Here is a 17,645-nt window from a genome sequence, read left to right as displayed (position 1 = left end):
ATATGAACACATGGATCTGGTATCTTTTGGTTTACAGCTTTTTGGGCTACCTGCTGGAGGTGGCCTACGCCAAGATCGTCCATGGCCGGGGCAGTGGACGCAAGTGCCTGCTGCTGCTGCCCTTATGCCCGGTGTACGGGGTTGGGGCTGTGGCCATTGTGGCCCTCAGCGGCGTTCACCCTCAGCCCCTGTGGGTGATGGGGGTGGGCTTCGGGGCGGCCACAGTGGTGGAACTGCTGTTTGGACTTTATTATAAATATGTGTTGGGGGTGGCCTTTTGGAATTACTCCCAAATCCGTTGGAATGTGTGCGGATTGGTTTGTTTACCCTTTTCTTTGGCCTGGTCTGGCCTGGCTCTGGCACTGGTTTACACAGTGCACCCAATTGTAAAGATTTGCGTTTCCGCCCTTCCAACCGCCTTTACCGTGCCCGCCTGGATTGTGCTGGGGGCGGACTGCCTCATTAGTAGTATTGCACTAAAACGGGAGAAAAACACCGCGGTATTACAATGGTATCGCTAAGAATAGGTAGAAAAGGGCCGCTTTACACAGACTTTACAAAGCCCTGGACGCACTCTTTACAATTCTTTTGTAAACTCAAAGCTGTTCCCAAGAGAGACCATGAAACACAACGAATATGAAATGGAGAGACAACAAATGAAGAAGTTTATCGCTATGCTGATGGCTGGCGCCATGGCGTTCAGCCTGGCTGCCTGCGGCAACCAGTCCGCTGAGAACACCCAGAGCGGTTCCGACAAGACCGACGGCTCCGAGCTGTCCGGCACCGTGATGTGCCTGGGTTCCACCTCTATGTCCAAGGTCATGGGCTACCTGTCTGAGCAGTTCAGCACCGACAACTCCGGTGTCACCGTGTCCGTGGAGGGCGGCGGTTCCTCCGCTGGTGTGGAGGCTGCTGCCAACGGCACCGCTGATCTGGGCCTGGCCTCCCGCGCTCTGAAGGACGAGGAGAAGGAGCAGGGTCTGGTGGAGAACATCGTTGCTCTGGACGGCATCGCCATCATCGTCAACGCCGACAACGCCGTGGCCGACCTGTCCGTGGAGCAGATCTCCAAGATCTTCACCGGTGAGATCACCGACTGGTCTGAGGTGGGCGGCGAGGCTGGTGACATCGCTGTGATCGGCCGTGAGGCTGGTTCCGGCACCCGTGACGGCTTCGAGTCCATCACCGAGACCGCGGATAGCTGCAAGCTGGACCAGGAGCTGACCTCCACCGGCGCTGTCATCGAGGCCGTGCGCGGCAACGCCGCTGCCATCGGCTACGCCTCTCTGTCTGAGGTGGAGGGCCAGGACGGCGTGTCCGCCATCACCGTGGACGGTGTGGAGTGCAGCGAGTCCACCATTCTGGACGGTACTTACAAGATTCAGCGTCCCTTCGTCATCGTGACCAAGGAGGGCGCCGAGATGTCCGCTCAGACTGAGGCCTTCTTTGACTGGGCTATGTCCACCGACGCCGCTGACCTCATCCGTCAGGCTGGCGCTGTGCCTACCGCCAAGTAAGAAACAAGGCTACGGGACCAGCCCCCATCCCCCACACGGGATGGGGGCCGTTCCCCTGTGTAAAGGAGAATGAAAAACTTGGATAACGAGAACGTGATAACCCAAACCCCTAAGGAGGCGGTCCCCATGGCGCAAGAGAAACAAAACGACCAGGCCAAGGCCCAGAAGGCCCGGCGGCTGCGGGACAGCGTAGAGTGGCTGGTGAAGAACATCTTCTTCCTGTGCGGCATTGTGGCAGTGGCCAGCGTGCTGTTCATCAGCGTCTACCTGGTGATCTCCGGTCTGCCTGCTATGCTGGAAATTGGCGTGACAGATTTCCTGTTTGGAGATACCTGGGACGGCAAAAACGGAGTGTACGGCATCCTGCCCTTCATCCTCACCTCCTTTGCCGGTACCGGCGGCGCCATTCTCATTGGCGTGCCTGTGGGTGTGCTCACCGCCATGTTCCTGGCCAAGGTGGCCAATCACCGCCTGGCGGTTGTGATTCGCTCCGCCGTGTCCCTGCTGGCTGGCATCCCCTCGGTGGTGTACGGCCTGGTGGGTATGGTGGTGCTGGTGCCCACCATTCAGAAGGCCTTCCACCTGTCCTCCGGCGCCAACCTGCTGGCGGCCATCGTGGTACTTACCGTCATGATTCTGCCCTCCATCATCAACGTGGCTGAGACCGCTCTGCGGGCTGTGCCCAAGGAGTATGAGGAGGCCTCCCTGGCCCTAGGCGCCACCCACACCGAGACCATCTTCCGGGTCTCTCTCCCCGCCGCCCGTTCCGGTGTGGCCACCGCCATCGTGTTGGGCGTGGGCCGTGCCATCGGCGAGGCCATGGCCATCATCATGGTCTCCGGCAACGTGCCCAACATGCCCGGCAGCCTGTTTACCCCCGTGCGCTTCCTCACCACCGCCATCGCCTCCGAGATGAACTACGCCACCGTGGGCTCTCTGTGGCGGGAATCCCTCTTCTCCATTGCTCTGGTCCTCTTCCTCTTCATCATGCTCATTAACGTGGCACTCAACCTGTTTGTCAAAAATAAAAAGGAGGGTTAACTCGTGGAACATCTGTCTTTGCGTCGCCGCATCTATGACCGCGGCCTGCGGGGCCTGCTCTACCTGTGCGCCGCCCTCACCATCGCCCTGCTGGTGTTTATGATCGGCTACGTCTTCTACCGTGGCCTGGGCGGCATCACCTGGGAGTTCCTCACCACCCAGCGCAGCCTCATCCGTGGCACCGACGGCATTCTGCCCAACATCCTCAACACCCTGTACATCATCCTTCTGTCCATGGTCATCGTGCTCCCCCTGGGTGTGGGAGCGGCTATCTACCTCACCGAGTACGCCACCAACCACAAGCTGGTGTCCATCATCGAGTTTGCCACCGAGACCCTCACTGGTATCCCCTCCATCATCTTCGGTCTGGTGGGTATGCTCTTCTTCCAGCAGGTTCTGGGCTTTAAGTACGGCATCCTGGGTGGCGGCCTCACCCTGGTCATCATGATTCTGCCCACCATCGTGCGTACCACCCAGGAGTCTTTGAAGACCGTGCCCCAGTCCTACCGGGAGGGCGCTCTGGGCCTGGGCGCCGGCAAGTGGCGCATGGTGCGCACCGTGGTGCTGCCCAACGCCGTGGACGGCATCGTCACCGGCTGCATCCTGGCCGTTGGCCGTATCGTGGGCGAATCCGCCGCCCTGCTCTTCACCGCCGGTATGGGCAGCGTGGTCAACAACTTCTTTGACGCCCTCACCACTTCCTCCGGCACCCTTAGCGTGGCCCTGTACGTGTACGTCAACGAAAACGGTGACGTGCAGAGCGCCCTGGCCGTGGCCGCTGTCCTGATGGTGATCACCCTGGTCATCAACCTCCTGGCCTCTGTGGCCGGCAGCCGTCTGAAGAACAAGTAAAGGAGAACTGCTCCCATGAACGCCATTTTAAAAACGGAGAATTTGAATCTGTGGTATGGCCAGAACCATGCCCTGAAGGATATCAATCTGGAGATGCCCCAAAACCAGGTCACCGCCCTCATCGGGCCTTCTGGCTGCGGCAAGTCCACCTTCCTCAAGACCCTGGACCGGATGAACGACCTGGTGCCCACGGTGAAGATCGAGGGCAAGGTGCTCTACCGGGACCAGAACATCTTTGACCCCCAGGTGGATGTGACCTGGCTGCGCCGTCACGTGGGCATGGTGTTCCAGAAGCCCAACCCCTTCCCCATGTCCATCTATGACAACATCGCCTATGGCCCCCGTACCCACGGCATCCACAACAAAAAGCAGCTGGATGAGATCGTGGAGAAGTCTCTGCGGGGCGCTGCCATCTGGGACGAGGTGAAGGACCGTCTGAAGAAGTCCGCCCTGTCCCTGTCCGGCGGCCAGCAGCAGCGTATCTGCATCGCCCGAGCCCTGGCCGTGGAGCCCGACGTGCTGCTCATGGACGAGGCCACTTCCGCTCTGGACCCCATCTCCACTTCCAAGATCGAAGATCTGATTGCAGAATTGAAAAAATCGTATACAATAGTAATCGTGACCCATAACATGCAGCAGGCCACCCGTGTGTCCGACCGCTGCGCCTTCTTCCTCCACGGCGAGTTGGTGGAGGCCGACGACACCGAGAAACTGTTCTCCGTGCCAAAGGACAAGCGCACCGAGGACTACATCACCGGACGATTCGGCTAAGGAGGGACGCTGCATGAGAAAGACATTTGATGCCGAGCTGGTGGAGCTCAGCCACGAGCTCACCGCCATGGGTACTACCACCCAGGACGCCATCGACCTGGTTACCGCCTCCCTGACCCAGGGCAAGGCGGAGGGAGCCAAGGCCACCATCGCGATGCGCAACACCATGGACCAGATGGAGCGGGACATTGAGAACCGCTGCATGTCCCTGCTCATGCGCCAGCAGCCGGTGGCCCGGGACCTGCGCACCATTTCCGCTGCCATGAAGATGGTCACTGATCTACAGCGCATTGGAGACCAGGCTGCCAACATCGCCGAGATCTCCCTGCTCATTGCCGAGAGCGGCGACAAGCCCGACGTGCCCGAGGAGATCGTGGCCATGAGCCGCCAGGCGGGGCTGATGGTGCGCCAGGCCATTGCCGCCTACGTGGACCGGGACGAGAACACCGCCCGGGCGGTCATCAACCTGGACGACGTGGTGGACGACCTGTTTGTCCAGCTCAAGAAGATTCTGGTGGAGCGCATTGCCTCCCGGGCCGACCACTCCGACCGCTCGGTGGACCTGATTATCATCGGCAAGTACTTGGAGCGAGTGGCCGATCACGCCGTGAACATTGCCAACTGGGCCATTTTCTGTGTCACCGGAGAAATTCAGTAAGAAAAAAGGAGAGAGGCACCATGACCCTTCGTATTGCGGTGGTGGAGGACGACGAGTCCATCCGCACCATGTTAGAGTATTATTTCAAATCCATGGGTCATGAGGTGTTGGCCTTTGAAAGCGGGGAGGACTTCTTTGATGCCGCCCCCGTGGCAGACCTGGCGCTGCTGGACGTGATGCTCCCCGGCATGGACGGGCTGGACATTGTCCGCCGTCTGAGAGGGGAGGAGGCCACGGCCAAGCTGCCCATCATCATGCTCACCGCCCGTCAGACCGAGATGGACAAGGTCACCGCCCTGGACCTGGGGGCGGACGACTACATCTCCAAGCCCTTCGGGGTCATGGAGCTGCAAGCCCGGGTCAATGCCGTCATGCGCCGGGTGGGCGATCGGGACCCCATGCTCCGCTACCGGGACCTGGTCATCGACCCCGCCGGGCGCACCGTCACCAGGGGCGGGGAGGACATCGCCCTGACCTACAAGGAGTTCGAACTGCTGTGCCTGCTGGTGCGCCGCCGGGGCACCGTCCTCACCCGGGACGAGATTCTGGCTGCCGTGTGGAACTACGACTTCACCGGTGAGACCCGCACCGTGGACATGCACATCAAAGCCTTGCGTCAGAAGCTGGGGGAGGGCTATATCACCACGGTGCGCTCCGTGGGCTATAAGATGGGGTGAGAACCGATGAAGAAGAAACTGACCATATCCATTTTCCTCATTGCCGCTCTGTCGGTGCTGCTCTCTGGGGTGGTGGGTATCTGGACCTTCCGCCAGCGGGAGATGGACACTGCCCGAGAAAACCTCACCGAGCTGCTGGCCCTCATGGACGCCCAGAACTATGAGACCTGGACGGAGGAGCTGCTGGAGCAGTTCACCAAGGCGGCCCCGGAAAAGCGCCTGACCATCATTTCCCCCGACGGCACCGTGTTGGGCGATACGGACAAGGAGTCCCGGGAGAACCACGCCACCCGCCCTGAGGCGATGGAGGCCAAGGAAAACGGGGTGGGAGAGGACGTGCGCCGCTCCGCCACCACCGGCATCTACACCATTTACGTGGCCCGGGTGTTCACCGACGGCTACATCGGACGGGCAGCCATGTCCCTGTCCACCGTGGACACCCTGGTGGCCCAGACCGCTGTGGGCCTTGTGGCTGCTGCGGTGCTGTCTCTGGCGTTGGCTCTGCTGCTGGCCCGCCGCTTGGCGGCCTCCACCGCCAAGCCGGTGGAGGAGGCAGAGGTGGCCGTGCGCCAGGTGGACGAGACCCTGCAATCGGCGCGCAGTGAGTTCACCGCCAACGTCACCCACGAGCTGAAAACTCCCCTCACTTCCATCAAGGGCTTTACCGACATGCTCTCCTCCGGGATGGTCACCAAGCCGGAGGATCAACAGCGGTTTTTGACCATGATTTCGGTGGAGGTGGACCGGCTGTCCAATCTGGTGGACGACATTCTCACCGTCTCCGAGCTGGAGACCGTGGCGGGAGCCACCGGCACCGAGCGGGCCCCGCTGAAGAGCATTGCCCAGGAGGTGCAGACCATCCTCCAGCCCCAGGCGGACAAGGCCGGGGTGAAGCTCAACGTCACCGGCGGCGAGGTGGTGGCCTGCATTGCCCCCGACCGCTTCAAGGAAGTGGCCATCAATCTGATGGAAAACGCCATCAAGTACAACCGCAAGGGGGGACGGGTCACCGTCACCGTGGGTGTGGCAGAAGGTATGGCCCGCTTTGTGGTGGCGGACACCGGCATCGGCATCCCAGAAGAGAGCCAGAGCCGTGTCTTTGAGCGGTTCTACCGGGTGGATAAGGGCCGCAGTCGTGCCGCTGGCGGCACGGGACTGGGCCTGGCCATTGTTAAGCACATCGTGGCCCTGTACCAGGGCCAGATCAAGCTGGCCAGCGTGGTGGGCTCCGGCACCACTGTGTCGGTGACCCTGCCTCTGGCTAAGAACTGAATACGTACAAAAGAAGGGCTGTCCACGGGGGACAGCCCTTCTTTTGAGTAAATCTTCATTTAATATCCATGAGGTGGAGGAATGAGCGCTCTAACCGCCCATGGTTCCGGCTTGCCAGTCTGGTGGGGACGCTTCCCGCTGGGGGTTCCTTTTGCTCGGTCAAAAGGAACCAAAACCCGCTTAGGGCGTTCCCCCCTAAGGACCTCCCTGGGGTACGAGGCTGGAACTGCGTCAAGTCTCGATTCGGCCCGTCACCCTTGCTGTGGCTTCTGTTACTGCCATCACACCAGGCTACCCTGGGTAGCTGGCCCTATGGCTGGGTGATTTCCCTATCCGGGCCTACCCTGGAGAAGCGGCGTTCCCACCGCCGGGAGCCAGGCTATCCGCAACTGGGAACAGTTGCACACCATGGTAAGGCCCTGAAGGTAGAAGTTTATTTGCTGTAGAGTTGAAACTTACAATAGAATTGCCATGCCATCTATGTGGCCCCACCAGTCCAAGGGCCGAAAAGAGGAAGGTGCACGCTTCAACCAGTACCGGCGGGGTGGATTCCACAAGGCGGGGGAAGGCCCCGCCTTTGGCGGCCTTTGGTGACTTTCTGGCGGCAGAAAGTCACCCCAGCGCCAGCGTCCCCACCGGGGGCGCAGGTTTCCGTCTGAGAAATCGGAGGAGTACAATCCTTCTGTATACAAGAAATCGGTTACAAATTCTCGTTTTTCAGCGCCTCCACCAGCTGCTGCTTGCCAACCTTTCGGGCGGCGTAGGCCATGGTGGCAAACACCACCAGGAACACGCTCAGACAGGCGATGCCCAGGGGAATCCAGGGCACTTGGAAGGGGAGGGGATAGCCTTGGGCGATGGCGTCAAAGATGAGGTAGCTGAGGAAGATGGACACGGGAATGCCCAGAATCAAGGCCCGGGTGCCGTAGAGGATGCACTCAAAGCCCAGCATCCGCCGCATCTCCCGCGCCGTCATGCCCACCGACTGGAGCATGGCGAAGTCCCGGGTGCGGAGCAGGACGTTGGTGGAAATGGTGTTGAACACATTGGTCATGGCCACCAGGGAGATGAGGGCGATGAACCCATAGGAGAACACATTGATGATGGTGATGAGGTTCCGGTTGGACTCGTCATATTCGGCGTTGTTAAACAGGTTGCCGGGGCGCAGCTGGTGGTTGGCCATCAGGGCCTTGATGTCCGTCTCCGCCTGTTGATGGTCCGAGGCCATTATATAGAAGTAATAGCTTCCCCGGGAGAGGTCCACGGGGAACTCCTCCAGCTGGGACATGGGATAGAGCACCGTCACAAGTCCACGGTTGGAGAGAAAATAGGGCCATTCTTTCTCCACCAAGGTCACTTCTATGGGTGTGATGTGGGCCACATCCTCCAGCGGATAGAGGGTGGGCGTGCCGTTATCCGCATCAATATAGGGCACTTGGACGGTTCCGTCCAGCCCATCCACGGGGGAGTCAGGGTAGTGGTTGGCCACCTGGTCAAAGGTGAGGGCCGACATGGACAGGGAGGAGGCTTCCAGCTGGTACAGGTACACGTATTTCTCTTGTTGAGAATCGAATTCCGTGATGCCGTCAAAGGCGATGCCGGAGGTGGCGGCGGGGTCCAGCTTCCGCGCTGCACACAGGGCCTGGTAGGTGTCGTCGTCTACAAAGCTCAGATCGAAGGGCTGGTAAATCGTCCCGTCCACCGGAGTGGACAGCGCTTGCATGTCCTGGCTCAAATCCTCCGGGCGGAAGCCACCGGTGAGCTGGAAGCTCAGAACATAGGCGGAGTCGTCCACGCTGTCCAACCCCCGCAGCTGGTCCAGCAGGGTGTTGGGTGCAATGTCAGCATCCTCGGTGTAATAGGGAAACGACAGGTCGTAGGTGTCCCCGCCGAAGGCCCCGCCCACCGATTTGGCCAGGGAGGAGGAAAAGGAGGAGGCGGAGACAAAGAGCACTACGCTGAGGAAGAGGCTGAACACCGTGGTGCGGTACTTCTTGGCGCTGCGCTTGTAGTACTTCACCCCCAGCACACCGGGCAGGCCGAAGAGTTTCCGGGTGAGCAGGGAGGGGCGCACCAGCTTTTTTGTGCCGTGGATGTCCTGGGACTGTCGGATGGCCTCCATGGCGGACACTTTGGTGGCTCGACGGGAGGGAAGCCAGGCAGAGAGCAGCACCGTCACCACACCCAGCACCACCGCCACCAGAACGCCCACCCAGGACACATGCAGCTCCATGGCCACTCCCCCTTGGGTGCTGGAGAAAGCAAAGAGTTTTCCCACAAAGTGGAGGGTAACCCCAATGCCCAGGATGCCGGACAGGATACCCAGGGGGACGCCAATGGCGCTGAGGGCCAGGGCCTCAAAGCGCACCATGTTCCGCATCTGTTTTTTGGTGGCTCCCAGAGAGGAGAGCAGCCCAAACTGCCGGGTGCGCTCGGACACCGAGATGGCAAAGGCGTTGTAGATGAGCACCACCGAGGCGGCAATGATGATGACCATGACAATGGCGGCCAGGCGGTAGAGGACGGTGTAAAACGTATCATATCTGGATACGCCGGAGTACATCAGCACGTTGCGATTGTCCTGCTCTAAATCGTGGGCCTGTTGGAAGTCGTAGGCCTGGGTCATGTCCTCCATGGCCAGGTACACGTCACAGGTGGCATCCTCGGCCAGATTGGAGTCGGCTACGGTGAAGGCGGTATATCCTGGGGCGGAGTAGTCCTCCATTCCAAACCGCTGACAGATGCCTACCACGGTGTAGGTACGGGTGTCGGTCACCTCCAGAGTCTCCTCGGTGTCAAGGTTGAACGGATTGTTTTGCCCCAGGGCGAAACCCTCGGACATGCGCTGTCCCAAGTCCAGGGTAAGGGTATCTCCCACCTGATAGCGCTGGGTGGAGTTGTCAAAAAAGTGCTGAGGTAGGACAATTTCATCGGGAGAAGTGGGCATGCGGCCCTGGGTGAGATGGATGGGGAGCAGGTCAGCCCCCGTATCTGACAGGCCTAGCAGATAGAAATAGGGCTTGTATTCGTTGAAACTACCCTCTGCCTGGGCGTAGCCCAGGTGCTGCAAATAGACGGCTTCCGCCACGCCGTCGGCTTGGGACAGCTGCTGATATTCGCTGTAAGTGGTATCCTTCTGGCCCACATGCCAGCTGCCGGAGGAGTACACACTGTCGTCCAGCATAAACTGCTGGAAGCTGGTGGTGAAGGTGGTCACGGCGCACAGCATGGCGGTGGACAGGATGATACCGATAATGGTGACAATGGTGCGGGTGCGGTTTTGCTTCAGGGCCTGGAGGGTGAGCTTGTGCAGCACGTTCATGGGCGAATCACCTCGTCCCGCACAATTTTACCGTCCTCAATGGCGATGATGCGGTCGGCCTGGAGGGCCAGAGACTCGTCGTGAGTGATGACAATGAGGGTCTGGTGGTAGGTGCGGTTGGACAGCCGCAGCAGCTCCACGATCTCCTGGCTGTTTTTGGAGTCCAGGTTGCCGGTGGGCTCGTCGGCCAGCACCACCGCCGGGGCGTTCATCAGCGCCCGGCCGATGGACACCCGCTGCTGCTGGCCGCCGGAGAGCTGGTTGGGCAGGTGCCGTTCCCGGCCCCGCAGCCCCAGGGTGTCCAGCAGGTCTCCCAGCCGCTTTTGGTTGACCTTCTGCCCGTCCAGCTGGACGGGGAGGGTCATATTCTCCACCACGTCCAGCACAGGGATGAGGTTGTAAAACTGGTAGATCAGCCCCACCTGACGGCGGCGGAAGATGGCCAGCTTCTCCTCGTTTTGGGCGTACACGTCGCAGCCGTCCACATACACCTTGCCGCTGGTGGGTTTGTCCACGCCCCCCAGCAGGTGCAGCAGGGTGGACTTGCCCGACCCGGAGGGGCCGATGATGGCCACAAATTCCCCTCGGTTTACGGAAAACGATACGTCATCCAGGGCTTTGACTTGATTTTCCCCGGTGCCGTAGGTTTTGCACAAATGCTCCACACGAAGCAGTTCCATGTTCATTCCTCCTTTGGGATTGTGGCTTTATGATATCAGACCCAGGTGACAGGGCCGTGACTTTCAAGTGACAGATCCGTCACACTTCTCGAAAATGCCAGCATTTTCGAGAGGGGATGCAGCCCGCTGCATGCATCCTTGGGTCAAAGGGCGACCCAAGGCCACACTGGCGGGCTGAGAAGTGTTTTTTCCGATGCACATGTCCCCGGAAAAAACAGATTTCAATTATTTTCCCGCCCCTTGGCGGGAAAACTCTGCCGAGGGCTTTTGAAAAATACAAGGAGATCGTCCCATCAGACGGTCCCCTTGTAAAAGCGTAACACGAATTGTGCCCCCTGGGGGGTGCGGTTGCGGGCCTGGATGGTGCCGCCCTGCCCGGTGACAATGCGCTGGGTCAGGGACAGGCCGATGCCAAAGCCGTGGGAGGTGCGGGAGGAGCCACGGTAGAACCGCTCAAAGAGGTGGGGCAGGTCCTGGGGGTCAATCCCCGGCCCGGTGTCCTCCACCACCAGCTCACTAAAGAGGGCATTTTCCCGCCCACGAACCGTAATAGAACCCCCGGCGGGGGTGTGCTCCATGGCATTTTTGATGAGGTTGCCCACTCCTTCCGCCGTCCAATGCACATCCCCAGTGAAGGAGCCGGAACAGTCCACCGAGAAGGTCTGTTCCCGCAGCTCCATGGGGATGAGGAAGGGGGCGGCGGCTTGGCGCACCATCTCCTCCAGGGGGACGGTGTCCGAGCGGAAGGGGATGGTGCCCGCCTCCAGCTTGGATAGCTTGAGAAGGGTGGTCACCAGCCAGTCCATTTGGCTCAGCAACTGGGCCAGCTCCCGGCACAGTTTGGCCCGCCGCTGGGGGGTGAGGTCCTCTTTGTACAGCAGTTCCGCCACCAGATTCATGGAGGTGAGGGGAGTGCGCAGCTGGTGGGATAGGTCGGCCAGGGAGTTGGCCAGGTACACCTTGTCCGCTTGCAGGGCCTGCTGCTGTTCCCGCAGCCGCACCGTCATCTTGTGGATTTCACTGCGCAGAATGCCCAGTTCTCCCTCGCTGTATTCCTCCACTCCCAGGTGCTCCTCCCCGTGGAGGATGCGGTTGAGGGTCTGGGAGAGCTGGGCCAGTTCCCGGTCGGTGCGGGCGGCGTTCCACTCCGCCAAGCCCCAAAAGCCCAGGCACAGGGGGAGAAGGAGCAGCCCCTGGACGCCCCCCAGGTACCACCCGAACCCGGCGGCAGTCCCGGTGAGGGCCAGATACAGCAGCCGGGTGACGGTCTTGTGCTCCAAGGGATTCACCTCATTTCCGCCTTATAGCCCAGACCCCGCACCGTTTTGATGAGGGTGGGGCTTTGGGGGTCGTCCTCGATTTTCTCCCGCAGCCGCTTGATGTACACCGTCAGGGTGTTGTCGTTGACAAAGTCTCCGGCGATGTCCCAGATGCCCTCCAGCAGCTGGCTTCGGGTGAGCACGGCCCCGGGGTGGTTGAGGAACATCAGCAGCAGCCGATACTCCAGAGCGGACAGGTTCAGGTCCCGGCCGTCCTTGGTGGCGGTGCCCCGCACGGTGTCCACCTCCACACGGCCCAGGCGCACCAGCCCGCCGCCGCTGCCTGTGCGCCGCAGCACATTTTTGATGCGCATCAGCAGTTCCCGGGGGCGGAAGGGCTTGGGGATGTAGTCGTCCGCCCCCACCTCGAACCCGGTGACGGTGCTGTACTCGTCCCCGGAGGCGGTGAGGAAAATCACCGGAAGGTGGTACAGGGCCTTGACCGCCGAGCACACCGCAAAGCCGTTGCCGTCAGAAAGGGAGATATCCAGCAGGATGAGGTCGAACCGCTCTTGCTCCAGCCGCTCCAGAGCCCCGGCCTGGCCCGATGCGCAGCCCACCCGGAAGCCTTCCCCCTCCAGATACTCGGTGAGGTTGTCCACAATGTGTTTGTCGTCTTCCACTAAGAGAATGGATTGCATAGTTTCACCCGCCTTTTTTGTCATGATACCATACATGCATGCCTTTTTCCAGGGAGAAACATGCCAAGAGTAACAGGAAGGCTTTCTCTTCTCCAATTTCTCAGGAGAATGTCCCCATCTTGGCGGGGACGCTCCGCTGGGGTCCATTTTGAGTGGCCAAAATGGACGAAAAGCCACTTAGGGCGTTCCCCCCTAAGGACCTCCCTTTGAGTACGAGACTGGGCCTGCGTCAAGTCTAAATTCGGCCCGTCACCCTTGCTGTGGCGCCTAGTCGTGCCACCACACCAGGCCACCTTGGGCAGCTGGCCCTATGGCTAGGTGGTTTCCACAGCCGGGCCTACCCTGGAGAAGCGGCGTTCCCGCCGCCGATCGCTGGGAACAGCGGCCCACCAGAGTAAGGCCCTGGAGGTAGAAGCACTGTCTGTCAGAGAAGTAGGTACTTTCTATAGAAGTTTCACACCATCTATGTGACCCCACCAGTCTAAGGGCCGCAAAGAGGAGGACGCAGGGACACCCCGTACCGCGGGGTGGATTCCACAAGGCGGGGGAAGGCCCCGCCTTTGGCGATTCTTTCCCCCATTTCTCATCGGGGAGAAATGGGGCCCAGCGGAGCGTCCCCGGCTGGGACGCAGGTTTGCGCCGGAGAAATCGGAGAAGTAGAGACTTCTAAAGCAGAGGAGGAGACAATGGGATGTATCCCCTATTGACACAGTAGGAAAATTGTCATAGAATCAAACCACTGTTTGAAAACAAAGGGAGAAGATCCTATGATTGAGTTAAAACATATCACCAAGCGCTTCCCCACCCCGGAGGGGGAGCTCACCGCCTTGCACGATGTGTCCCTGACCATTGGAGATGGGGATATCTTTGGCATCGTGGGCATGAGCGGGGCGGGCAAGTCCACCCTGGTGCGCTGCCTGAACCTGCTGGAGCGGCCCAGTGAGGGACAGGTGGTCATCGACGGGGAAGACCTGTGCGCCATGTCCCAAAAGGAGCTGACCCGCCGCCGCCGCTCCATCAGCATGATTTTCCAGCACTTCAACCTGCTCATGCAGCGTACCTGCCTGGACAACATCTGTTTCCCCATGGAGATTGCGGGGAAGAAGGGCCCCGAGGTGAAGAAAAAGGCCCGGGAGCTGCTGGACATTGTGGGCCTGCCCGACAAGGCGGACGCCTACCCCGCCCAACTCTCCGGCGGCCAGAAGCAGCGCATTGCCATCGCCCGTGCCCTGGCCTCCGACCCTAAGATTTTGCTGTGCGACGAGGCCACCTCCGCCCTGGACCCTAAGACCACCCGGGACATTCTGCGCCTCATTCAGGACATCAACCGCCGCCTGGGTATCACCGTGGTCATCATCACCCACGAGATGGGGGTTATCGAGGAGATCTGCTCCCATGTGGCCATTCTGGACCACGGCGTGCTCCAGGAGACGGGGACGGTGGAGGAGACCTTCTCCAACCCCAAGACCGAGGCGGGCCGCCGTCTGGTGTACCCCGACGGGGTCATCATCGACCAGCTGCCTGCGGCCAATGTCATCCGCATCGCCTTCAACGGCAGCTCCTCCTATGAGCCCCTCATCGCCTCCCTGGCCATGGACTGCCAGGTGAAGGTGAATATCCTGGGTGCCGACACCCGCAACGTGGACGGCAAGGCCTTCGGCACCATGCTGCTGGGCCTGCCGGAAAACGCAGAGGAGCGGGAGCGGGCCATCCAGTACATCAAGAATCAACCCAATGTGACCATGGAGGAGGTGCACGACTATCATGGATGAACTGTTTGGAACCCTGTTCGGCAACACGCCCCTGAGCCAACAGCTCATGTATCTGCAAATGGAGCTGGGCACCGCCATCTGGGAGACCATCTACTCCACCATCGTGGCCACCTTCTTCTCCTATGTCATCGGCCTGCCCCTGGGCGTCATTCTGGTCACCGGGGAGAAGGGCGGCGTGCGCCCCCTGCCCGGTTGGCTGATGAAGGTGCTCAACACCGTGGTAAACCTCCTGCGCTCCGTGCCCTTCCTCATCCTCATGGTTATGGTTATCCCCCTGTCCCGGATGATTCTGGGCACTTCGGTGGGCACCACCGCCTCCATCATCCCCCTGATCTGTGCCGCCTTCCCCTTTGTGGCACGCCTGGTGGAGGCCTCCCTGCGGGAGACCGACAAGGGCATTCTGGAGGCCGCCCAGGCTATGGGCTGCACCCCCATGCAGATCATCCGCAAGGTGATGCTGCCGGAGGCCCTGCCCTCCCTCCTCATCGGCTTCACCACCGCCTTTATCACCATTTTGAGCTATGGCGCCATGTCCGGCGCCATCGGCGGCGGCGGTCTGGGCAGCCTGGCCATCAACTACGGCTACCAGCGCAAGATGTATTTCATCCTCTATGTGTCCGTGGTGATTTTGGTGGTCATGGTCCAGGTGTTCCAGTCCCTGGGCACCCATTTCGCTGTGGCTCTGGACCGCCGGGTCACCAACAAGCGAGGCAAGTCTGCCCGGAAAGCACACCGGGGCGAGAAGGCCGGACTCCAATAATGTGTGTAAAACCGAGAGAGCGAGCCGCTCTCTCGGTTTATGTTTTGTGCAATGCGCTGGTTGACAACTGGGGTGGAGGAGGTTATACTTTTGCCCAGTAAAACAAAATACGGTTTCACAAAGGCAATGAAGAGAAGAGTAGGCGTGAAGATACGGCACAGAGAGCCCGGGTAGCTGGAAACGGGTACGGAAGGTCACGGTGAACATGGTCTCGGAGCTGCGCACCGACTGCAAGGGCCCTTGCATAGGCTGCGACGGGAGTGCCCGTCATCGCACAGGAGTATCGGATGGTAGTAGCTCACCCTCCCGCACTCTGTAAGGCTTTCATCGTGAGGTGAAAGTGAACCAAGGTGGTACCACGAAGCGAAGGCTCTCGTCCTTGACAGAATTGGATTTTCTGTTAAGGGCGTTTTTGTTTTATGTATCGAAAAAGGAGAGGTTTTTATGAAAAAGAAGATTTTGGCTCTGACCCTGGCCTGTGCGGCCACTCTGTCCCTGCTGGCTGGCTGCGGCGGCAAGAAAGACGACAAGACCGTGGTGGTAGGCGCTTCCCCCACCCCCCACGCTGGCATTCTGGAGGTGGCCAAGGAGATCATGGCCGAAGAGGGATACACCCTGGAGATCAAGACCTTCAATGACTACATCATGCCCAACGAGGCGGTGGAGGACGGCTCCATTGACGCCAACTACTTCCAGCACATCACCTATATGAACGACTTCAATGCCAGCAACGGCACCCACCTGGTGAGCGTGGCCGAGATCCACTACGAGCCCTTTGGCCTGTACGCGGGCAAGACCGCCTCCCTGGACGCTCTGTCCGACGGCGCTCAGATCGCTGTGCCCAACGACGCCACCAACGAGGCCCGGGCCCTGCTGCTGCTGGAGCAGGAGGGGCTCATCACCCTGAACAAGGACGCCGGCATCAACGCCACCATCCTGGACATTGTGGACAACCCCAAGAACCTGGAGATCGTGGAGCTGGAGGCCGCCCAGATTCCCTCCCGTCTGGCGGACGTGGACCTGGCGGTCATCAACGGCAACTATGCCATCGGGGCTGGACTGAAGGTGTCCGACGCCCTGGCCATTGAGTCCGCCGACGGTGCTGCTGCTACCGCCTATGTCAACGTCCTGGCGGTGAAAGAGGGCCGGGAGAACGACGAGGCCATCCAGGCCCTGGTGAAGGCCCTCAAGTCCGACGAGGTCAAGGAGTACATGGAGGAGACCTATCAGGGCTCTGTGGTGCCCGTGTTCTAAGCAGCGTCAACCTTGAAAGTGCTGCACCAGGCTGTCCCACCACTCCAGCACCTTAAAGCGCAGGACATATTCTCCGTCCTGGCCGGAGATGAGGGAGATCTGGTCCTCACTGAGGACCCCGGAGGCGGAGGTCTCCACGCTCTCCTCACTCACCGACCCCACGCACAGAGGGGGGTACACCACGCACCACCAGTTGTGGCCCACCCCATCCCCCAGAATCACCTGGAGGGAGCGGTAGGTCCCGGCAGGCAGGGCGAAGTCGGTGTACTCCCGGGTGGGGAACCACACGTCCTGGATGGACACGGTGATGGGGTAGTCCATCCCCGCTTCGCGGAGTACCTGTGCCCCCGCCTGAGCCAGTTCTTCCAAATGGGGCTCCAGGGCCTGCTGGGCTTGCTGCTGACCCTGCACCCCGTCCAGATAGGGGGTGGCGGCGGCGAGAATGGCGTCCCGCACCTGGAGCTTCACCGCCTGATCGGCGTCGCTGTCGGAGTTGGCCACCACATGGAGGCGCAGCACCTCGTCGGCCAGGGCGCTCTGGGTCACGCTGGCCCACATGCCGATGGTGAGGAGGATGGCGAAGGCCATGAGAAGGGCTGCTTCCCAGCGGTACAAACGATGGGTATACATAAAAAACACCGTCCTAAGTAAGAGATTGAAGTCTCTTACAGTATGGACGGTGTTTTTATTGTTTAGTCCAAAAAATGCAAGCATTTTTTAAGTTGATCCGTAGGGGAGGGGCTTGCCCCTCCCGAATATCACAGGGCAATGTCCGGCTGCTTGCGGGCCGGACAAGCCCGGCCCCTACGGTGTTCTCAGCAGGGTTGGCACACAAACACGGCTTTGTACTGCTCCCCCAGCACCTGGGCGGCCTTGCGGGCGGTGCCCTCGTCCTGGTAGAGCCCAAACACGGTGGGGCCGCTGCCCGACATGACAGCCCCCAGAGCGCCGTACTCAATGAGGGTGGACTTGATCTCGTCCACCGTCTGGCGGTGGCGGGGCTCCAGCACGTCCTCAAAGACGTTGTACAGTCGCCGTGCCACCCCCTGTAAGTCTCCCGCCTCCAGGGCCTTTACCAGCCCCTGAGTGTCGGGGCGGCAGGTGATCTT

At 60.4% G+C, this 17,645-nt stretch carries 16 protein-coding genes, 1 pseudogene and 1 other annotated feature; of the genes and pseudogenes, 11 read left to right on the top strand and 6 right to left on the bottom strand.

Translation table 11 applies throughout. The features are described from left to right. Nucleotides 1-2 precede the first annotated feature (2 nt). From E0L15_RS06955 to E0L15_RS06925, 8 genes are all read left to right on the top strand, one after another. On the top strand, nucleotides 3-521 hold the full coding sequence (locus tag E0L15_RS06955) for a putative ABC transporter permease (protein ID WP_168125039.1): 519 nt from the start codon (nucleotides 3-5) through the stop codon (nucleotides 519-521). A gap of 135 nt (nucleotides 522-656) precedes the next feature. Then, nucleotides 657-1,517, top strand: a complete 861-nt coding sequence (locus tag E0L15_RS06950) for a phosphate ABC transporter substrate-binding protein (protein WP_206020582.1) — start codon at nucleotides 657-659, stop codon at nucleotides 1,515-1,517. Nucleotides 1,518-1,643: 126 nt separating this feature from the next. Further along, entirely contained in the window at nucleotides 1,644-2,558 is a 915-nt protein-coding gene (pstC, locus tag E0L15_RS06945; RefSeq protein ID WP_168125038.1) for a phosphate ABC transporter permease subunit PstC, read from the top strand. Between the two features lie 3 nt (nucleotides 2,559-2,561). Then, nucleotides 2,562-3,410, top strand: coding sequence for a phosphate ABC transporter permease PstA (pstA, locus tag E0L15_RS12225; RefSeq protein WP_087232767.1), 849 nt, complete (start codon nucleotides 2,562-2,564; stop codon nucleotides 3,408-3,410). A gap of 15 nt (nucleotides 3,411-3,425) precedes the next feature. Then, on the top strand, nucleotides 3,426-4,181 hold the full coding sequence (gene pstB / locus E0L15_RS12220) for a phosphate ABC transporter ATP-binding protein PstB (protein WP_087232764.1): 756 nt from the start codon (nucleotides 3,426-3,428) through the stop codon (nucleotides 4,179-4,181). Nucleotides 4,182-4,194: 13 nt separating this feature from the next. Then, nucleotides 4,195-4,839 carry a phosphate signaling complex protein PhoU gene (phoU, locus tag E0L15_RS06935; protein ID WP_087232761.1) on the top strand — a complete coding sequence of 215 codons (645 nt, stop codon included), beginning with the start codon at nucleotides 4,195-4,197 and terminating at the stop codon, nucleotides 4,837-4,839. A gap of 20 nt (nucleotides 4,840-4,859) precedes the next feature. Further along, entirely contained in the window at nucleotides 4,860-5,516 is a 657-nt protein-coding gene (locus tag E0L15_RS06930; RefSeq protein ID WP_087371557.1) for a response regulator transcription factor, read from the top strand. A gap of 6 nt (nucleotides 5,517-5,522) precedes the next feature. Then, nucleotides 5,523-6,788: an ATP-binding protein gene (locus tag E0L15_RS06925; RefSeq protein WP_168125037.1), complete on the top strand. Its 1,266-nt coding sequence runs from the start codon at nucleotides 5,523-5,525 to the stop codon at nucleotides 6,786-6,788. 700 nt (nucleotides 6,789-7,488) lie between these two features. Here E0L15_RS06925 and E0L15_RS06920 read toward each other — a convergent pair. The 4 genes from E0L15_RS06920 to E0L15_RS06905 form a co-directional block, all read right to left on the bottom strand. Beyond that, entirely contained in the window at nucleotides 7,489-10,110 is a 2,622-nt protein-coding gene (locus E0L15_RS06920) for an ABC transporter permease (protein ID WP_168125036.1), read from the bottom strand. Continuing rightward, entirely contained in the window at nucleotides 10,107-10,790 is a 684-nt protein-coding gene (locus E0L15_RS06915; RefSeq protein WP_168125035.1) for an ABC transporter ATP-binding protein, read from the bottom strand. The genes E0L15_RS06920 and E0L15_RS06915 overlap by 4 nt, the downstream gene beginning before the upstream one ends. A gap of 293 nt (nucleotides 10,791-11,083) precedes the next feature. Beyond that, nucleotides 11,084-12,079, bottom strand: a complete 996-nt coding sequence (locus tag E0L15_RS06910) for a HAMP domain-containing sensor histidine kinase (protein WP_168125034.1) — start codon at nucleotides 12,077-12,079, stop codon at nucleotides 11,084-11,086. Further along, nucleotides 12,076-12,750, bottom strand: coding sequence for a response regulator transcription factor (locus tag E0L15_RS06905; protein WP_168125033.1), 675 nt, complete (start codon nucleotides 12,748-12,750; stop codon nucleotides 12,076-12,078). The genes E0L15_RS06910 and E0L15_RS06905 overlap by 4 nt, the downstream gene beginning before the upstream one ends. Before the next feature lie 767 nt (nucleotides 12,751-13,517). Here E0L15_RS06905 and E0L15_RS06900 point away from each other — a divergent pair. The 3 genes from E0L15_RS06900 to E0L15_RS06890 all read left to right on the top strand — a co-directional run bounded on the left by E0L15_RS06900 (nucleotide 13,518) and on the right by E0L15_RS06890 (nucleotide 16,536). Next, nucleotides 13,518-14,522 carry an ATP-binding cassette domain-containing protein gene (locus tag E0L15_RS06900; protein WP_168125032.1) on the top strand — a complete coding sequence of 335 codons (1,005 nt, stop codon included), beginning with the start codon at nucleotides 13,518-13,520 and terminating at the stop codon, nucleotides 14,520-14,522. A 58-nt stretch (nucleotides 14,523-14,580) separates the two neighbouring features. Beyond that, nucleotides 14,581-15,282 carry a methionine ABC transporter permease gene (locus E0L15_RS06895; RefSeq protein WP_087232820.1) on the top strand — a complete coding sequence of 234 codons (702 nt, stop codon included), beginning with the start codon at nucleotides 14,581-14,583 and terminating at the stop codon, nucleotides 15,280-15,282. 117 nt (nucleotides 15,283-15,399) lie between these two features. Further along, nucleotides 15,400-15,666, top strand: a binding site (T-box leader). A 60-nt stretch (nucleotides 15,667-15,726) separates the two neighbouring features. Next, complete coding sequence (locus tag E0L15_RS06890) at nucleotides 15,727-16,536, top strand: MetQ/NlpA family ABC transporter substrate-binding protein (RefSeq protein WP_168125031.1); 810 nt, start codon at nucleotides 15,727-15,729, stop codon at nucleotides 16,534-16,536. 6 nt (nucleotides 16,537-16,542) lie between these two features. Here the strand turns inward: E0L15_RS06890 and spoIIR are convergent, their stop codons facing one another. Together spoIIR and E0L15_RS06880 are read right to left on the bottom strand one after the other, a co-directional pair. Next, nucleotides 16,543-17,166, bottom strand: coding sequence for a stage II sporulation protein R (spoIIR, locus tag E0L15_RS06885; protein ID WP_168125030.1), 624 nt, complete (start codon nucleotides 17,164-17,166; stop codon nucleotides 16,543-16,545). A gap of 185 nt (nucleotides 17,167-17,351) precedes the next feature. Next, a pseudogene (locus tag E0L15_RS06880) lies at nucleotides 17,352-17,645 on the bottom strand (4-(cytidine 5'-diphospho)-2-C-methyl-D-erythritol kinase); the annotation flags it as partial.

Origin of the sequence: Pseudoflavonifractor sp. SW1122 (genome assembly GCF_012027765.1) — a bacterium.
Classification (GTDB): domain Bacteria; phylum Bacillota; class Clostridia; order Oscillospirales; family Oscillospiraceae; genus Enterenecus; species Enterenecus faecium.
Note: the sequence above shows the minus strand (reverse complement) of the source record. Positions and strands in the feature narration are given on the sequence as shown.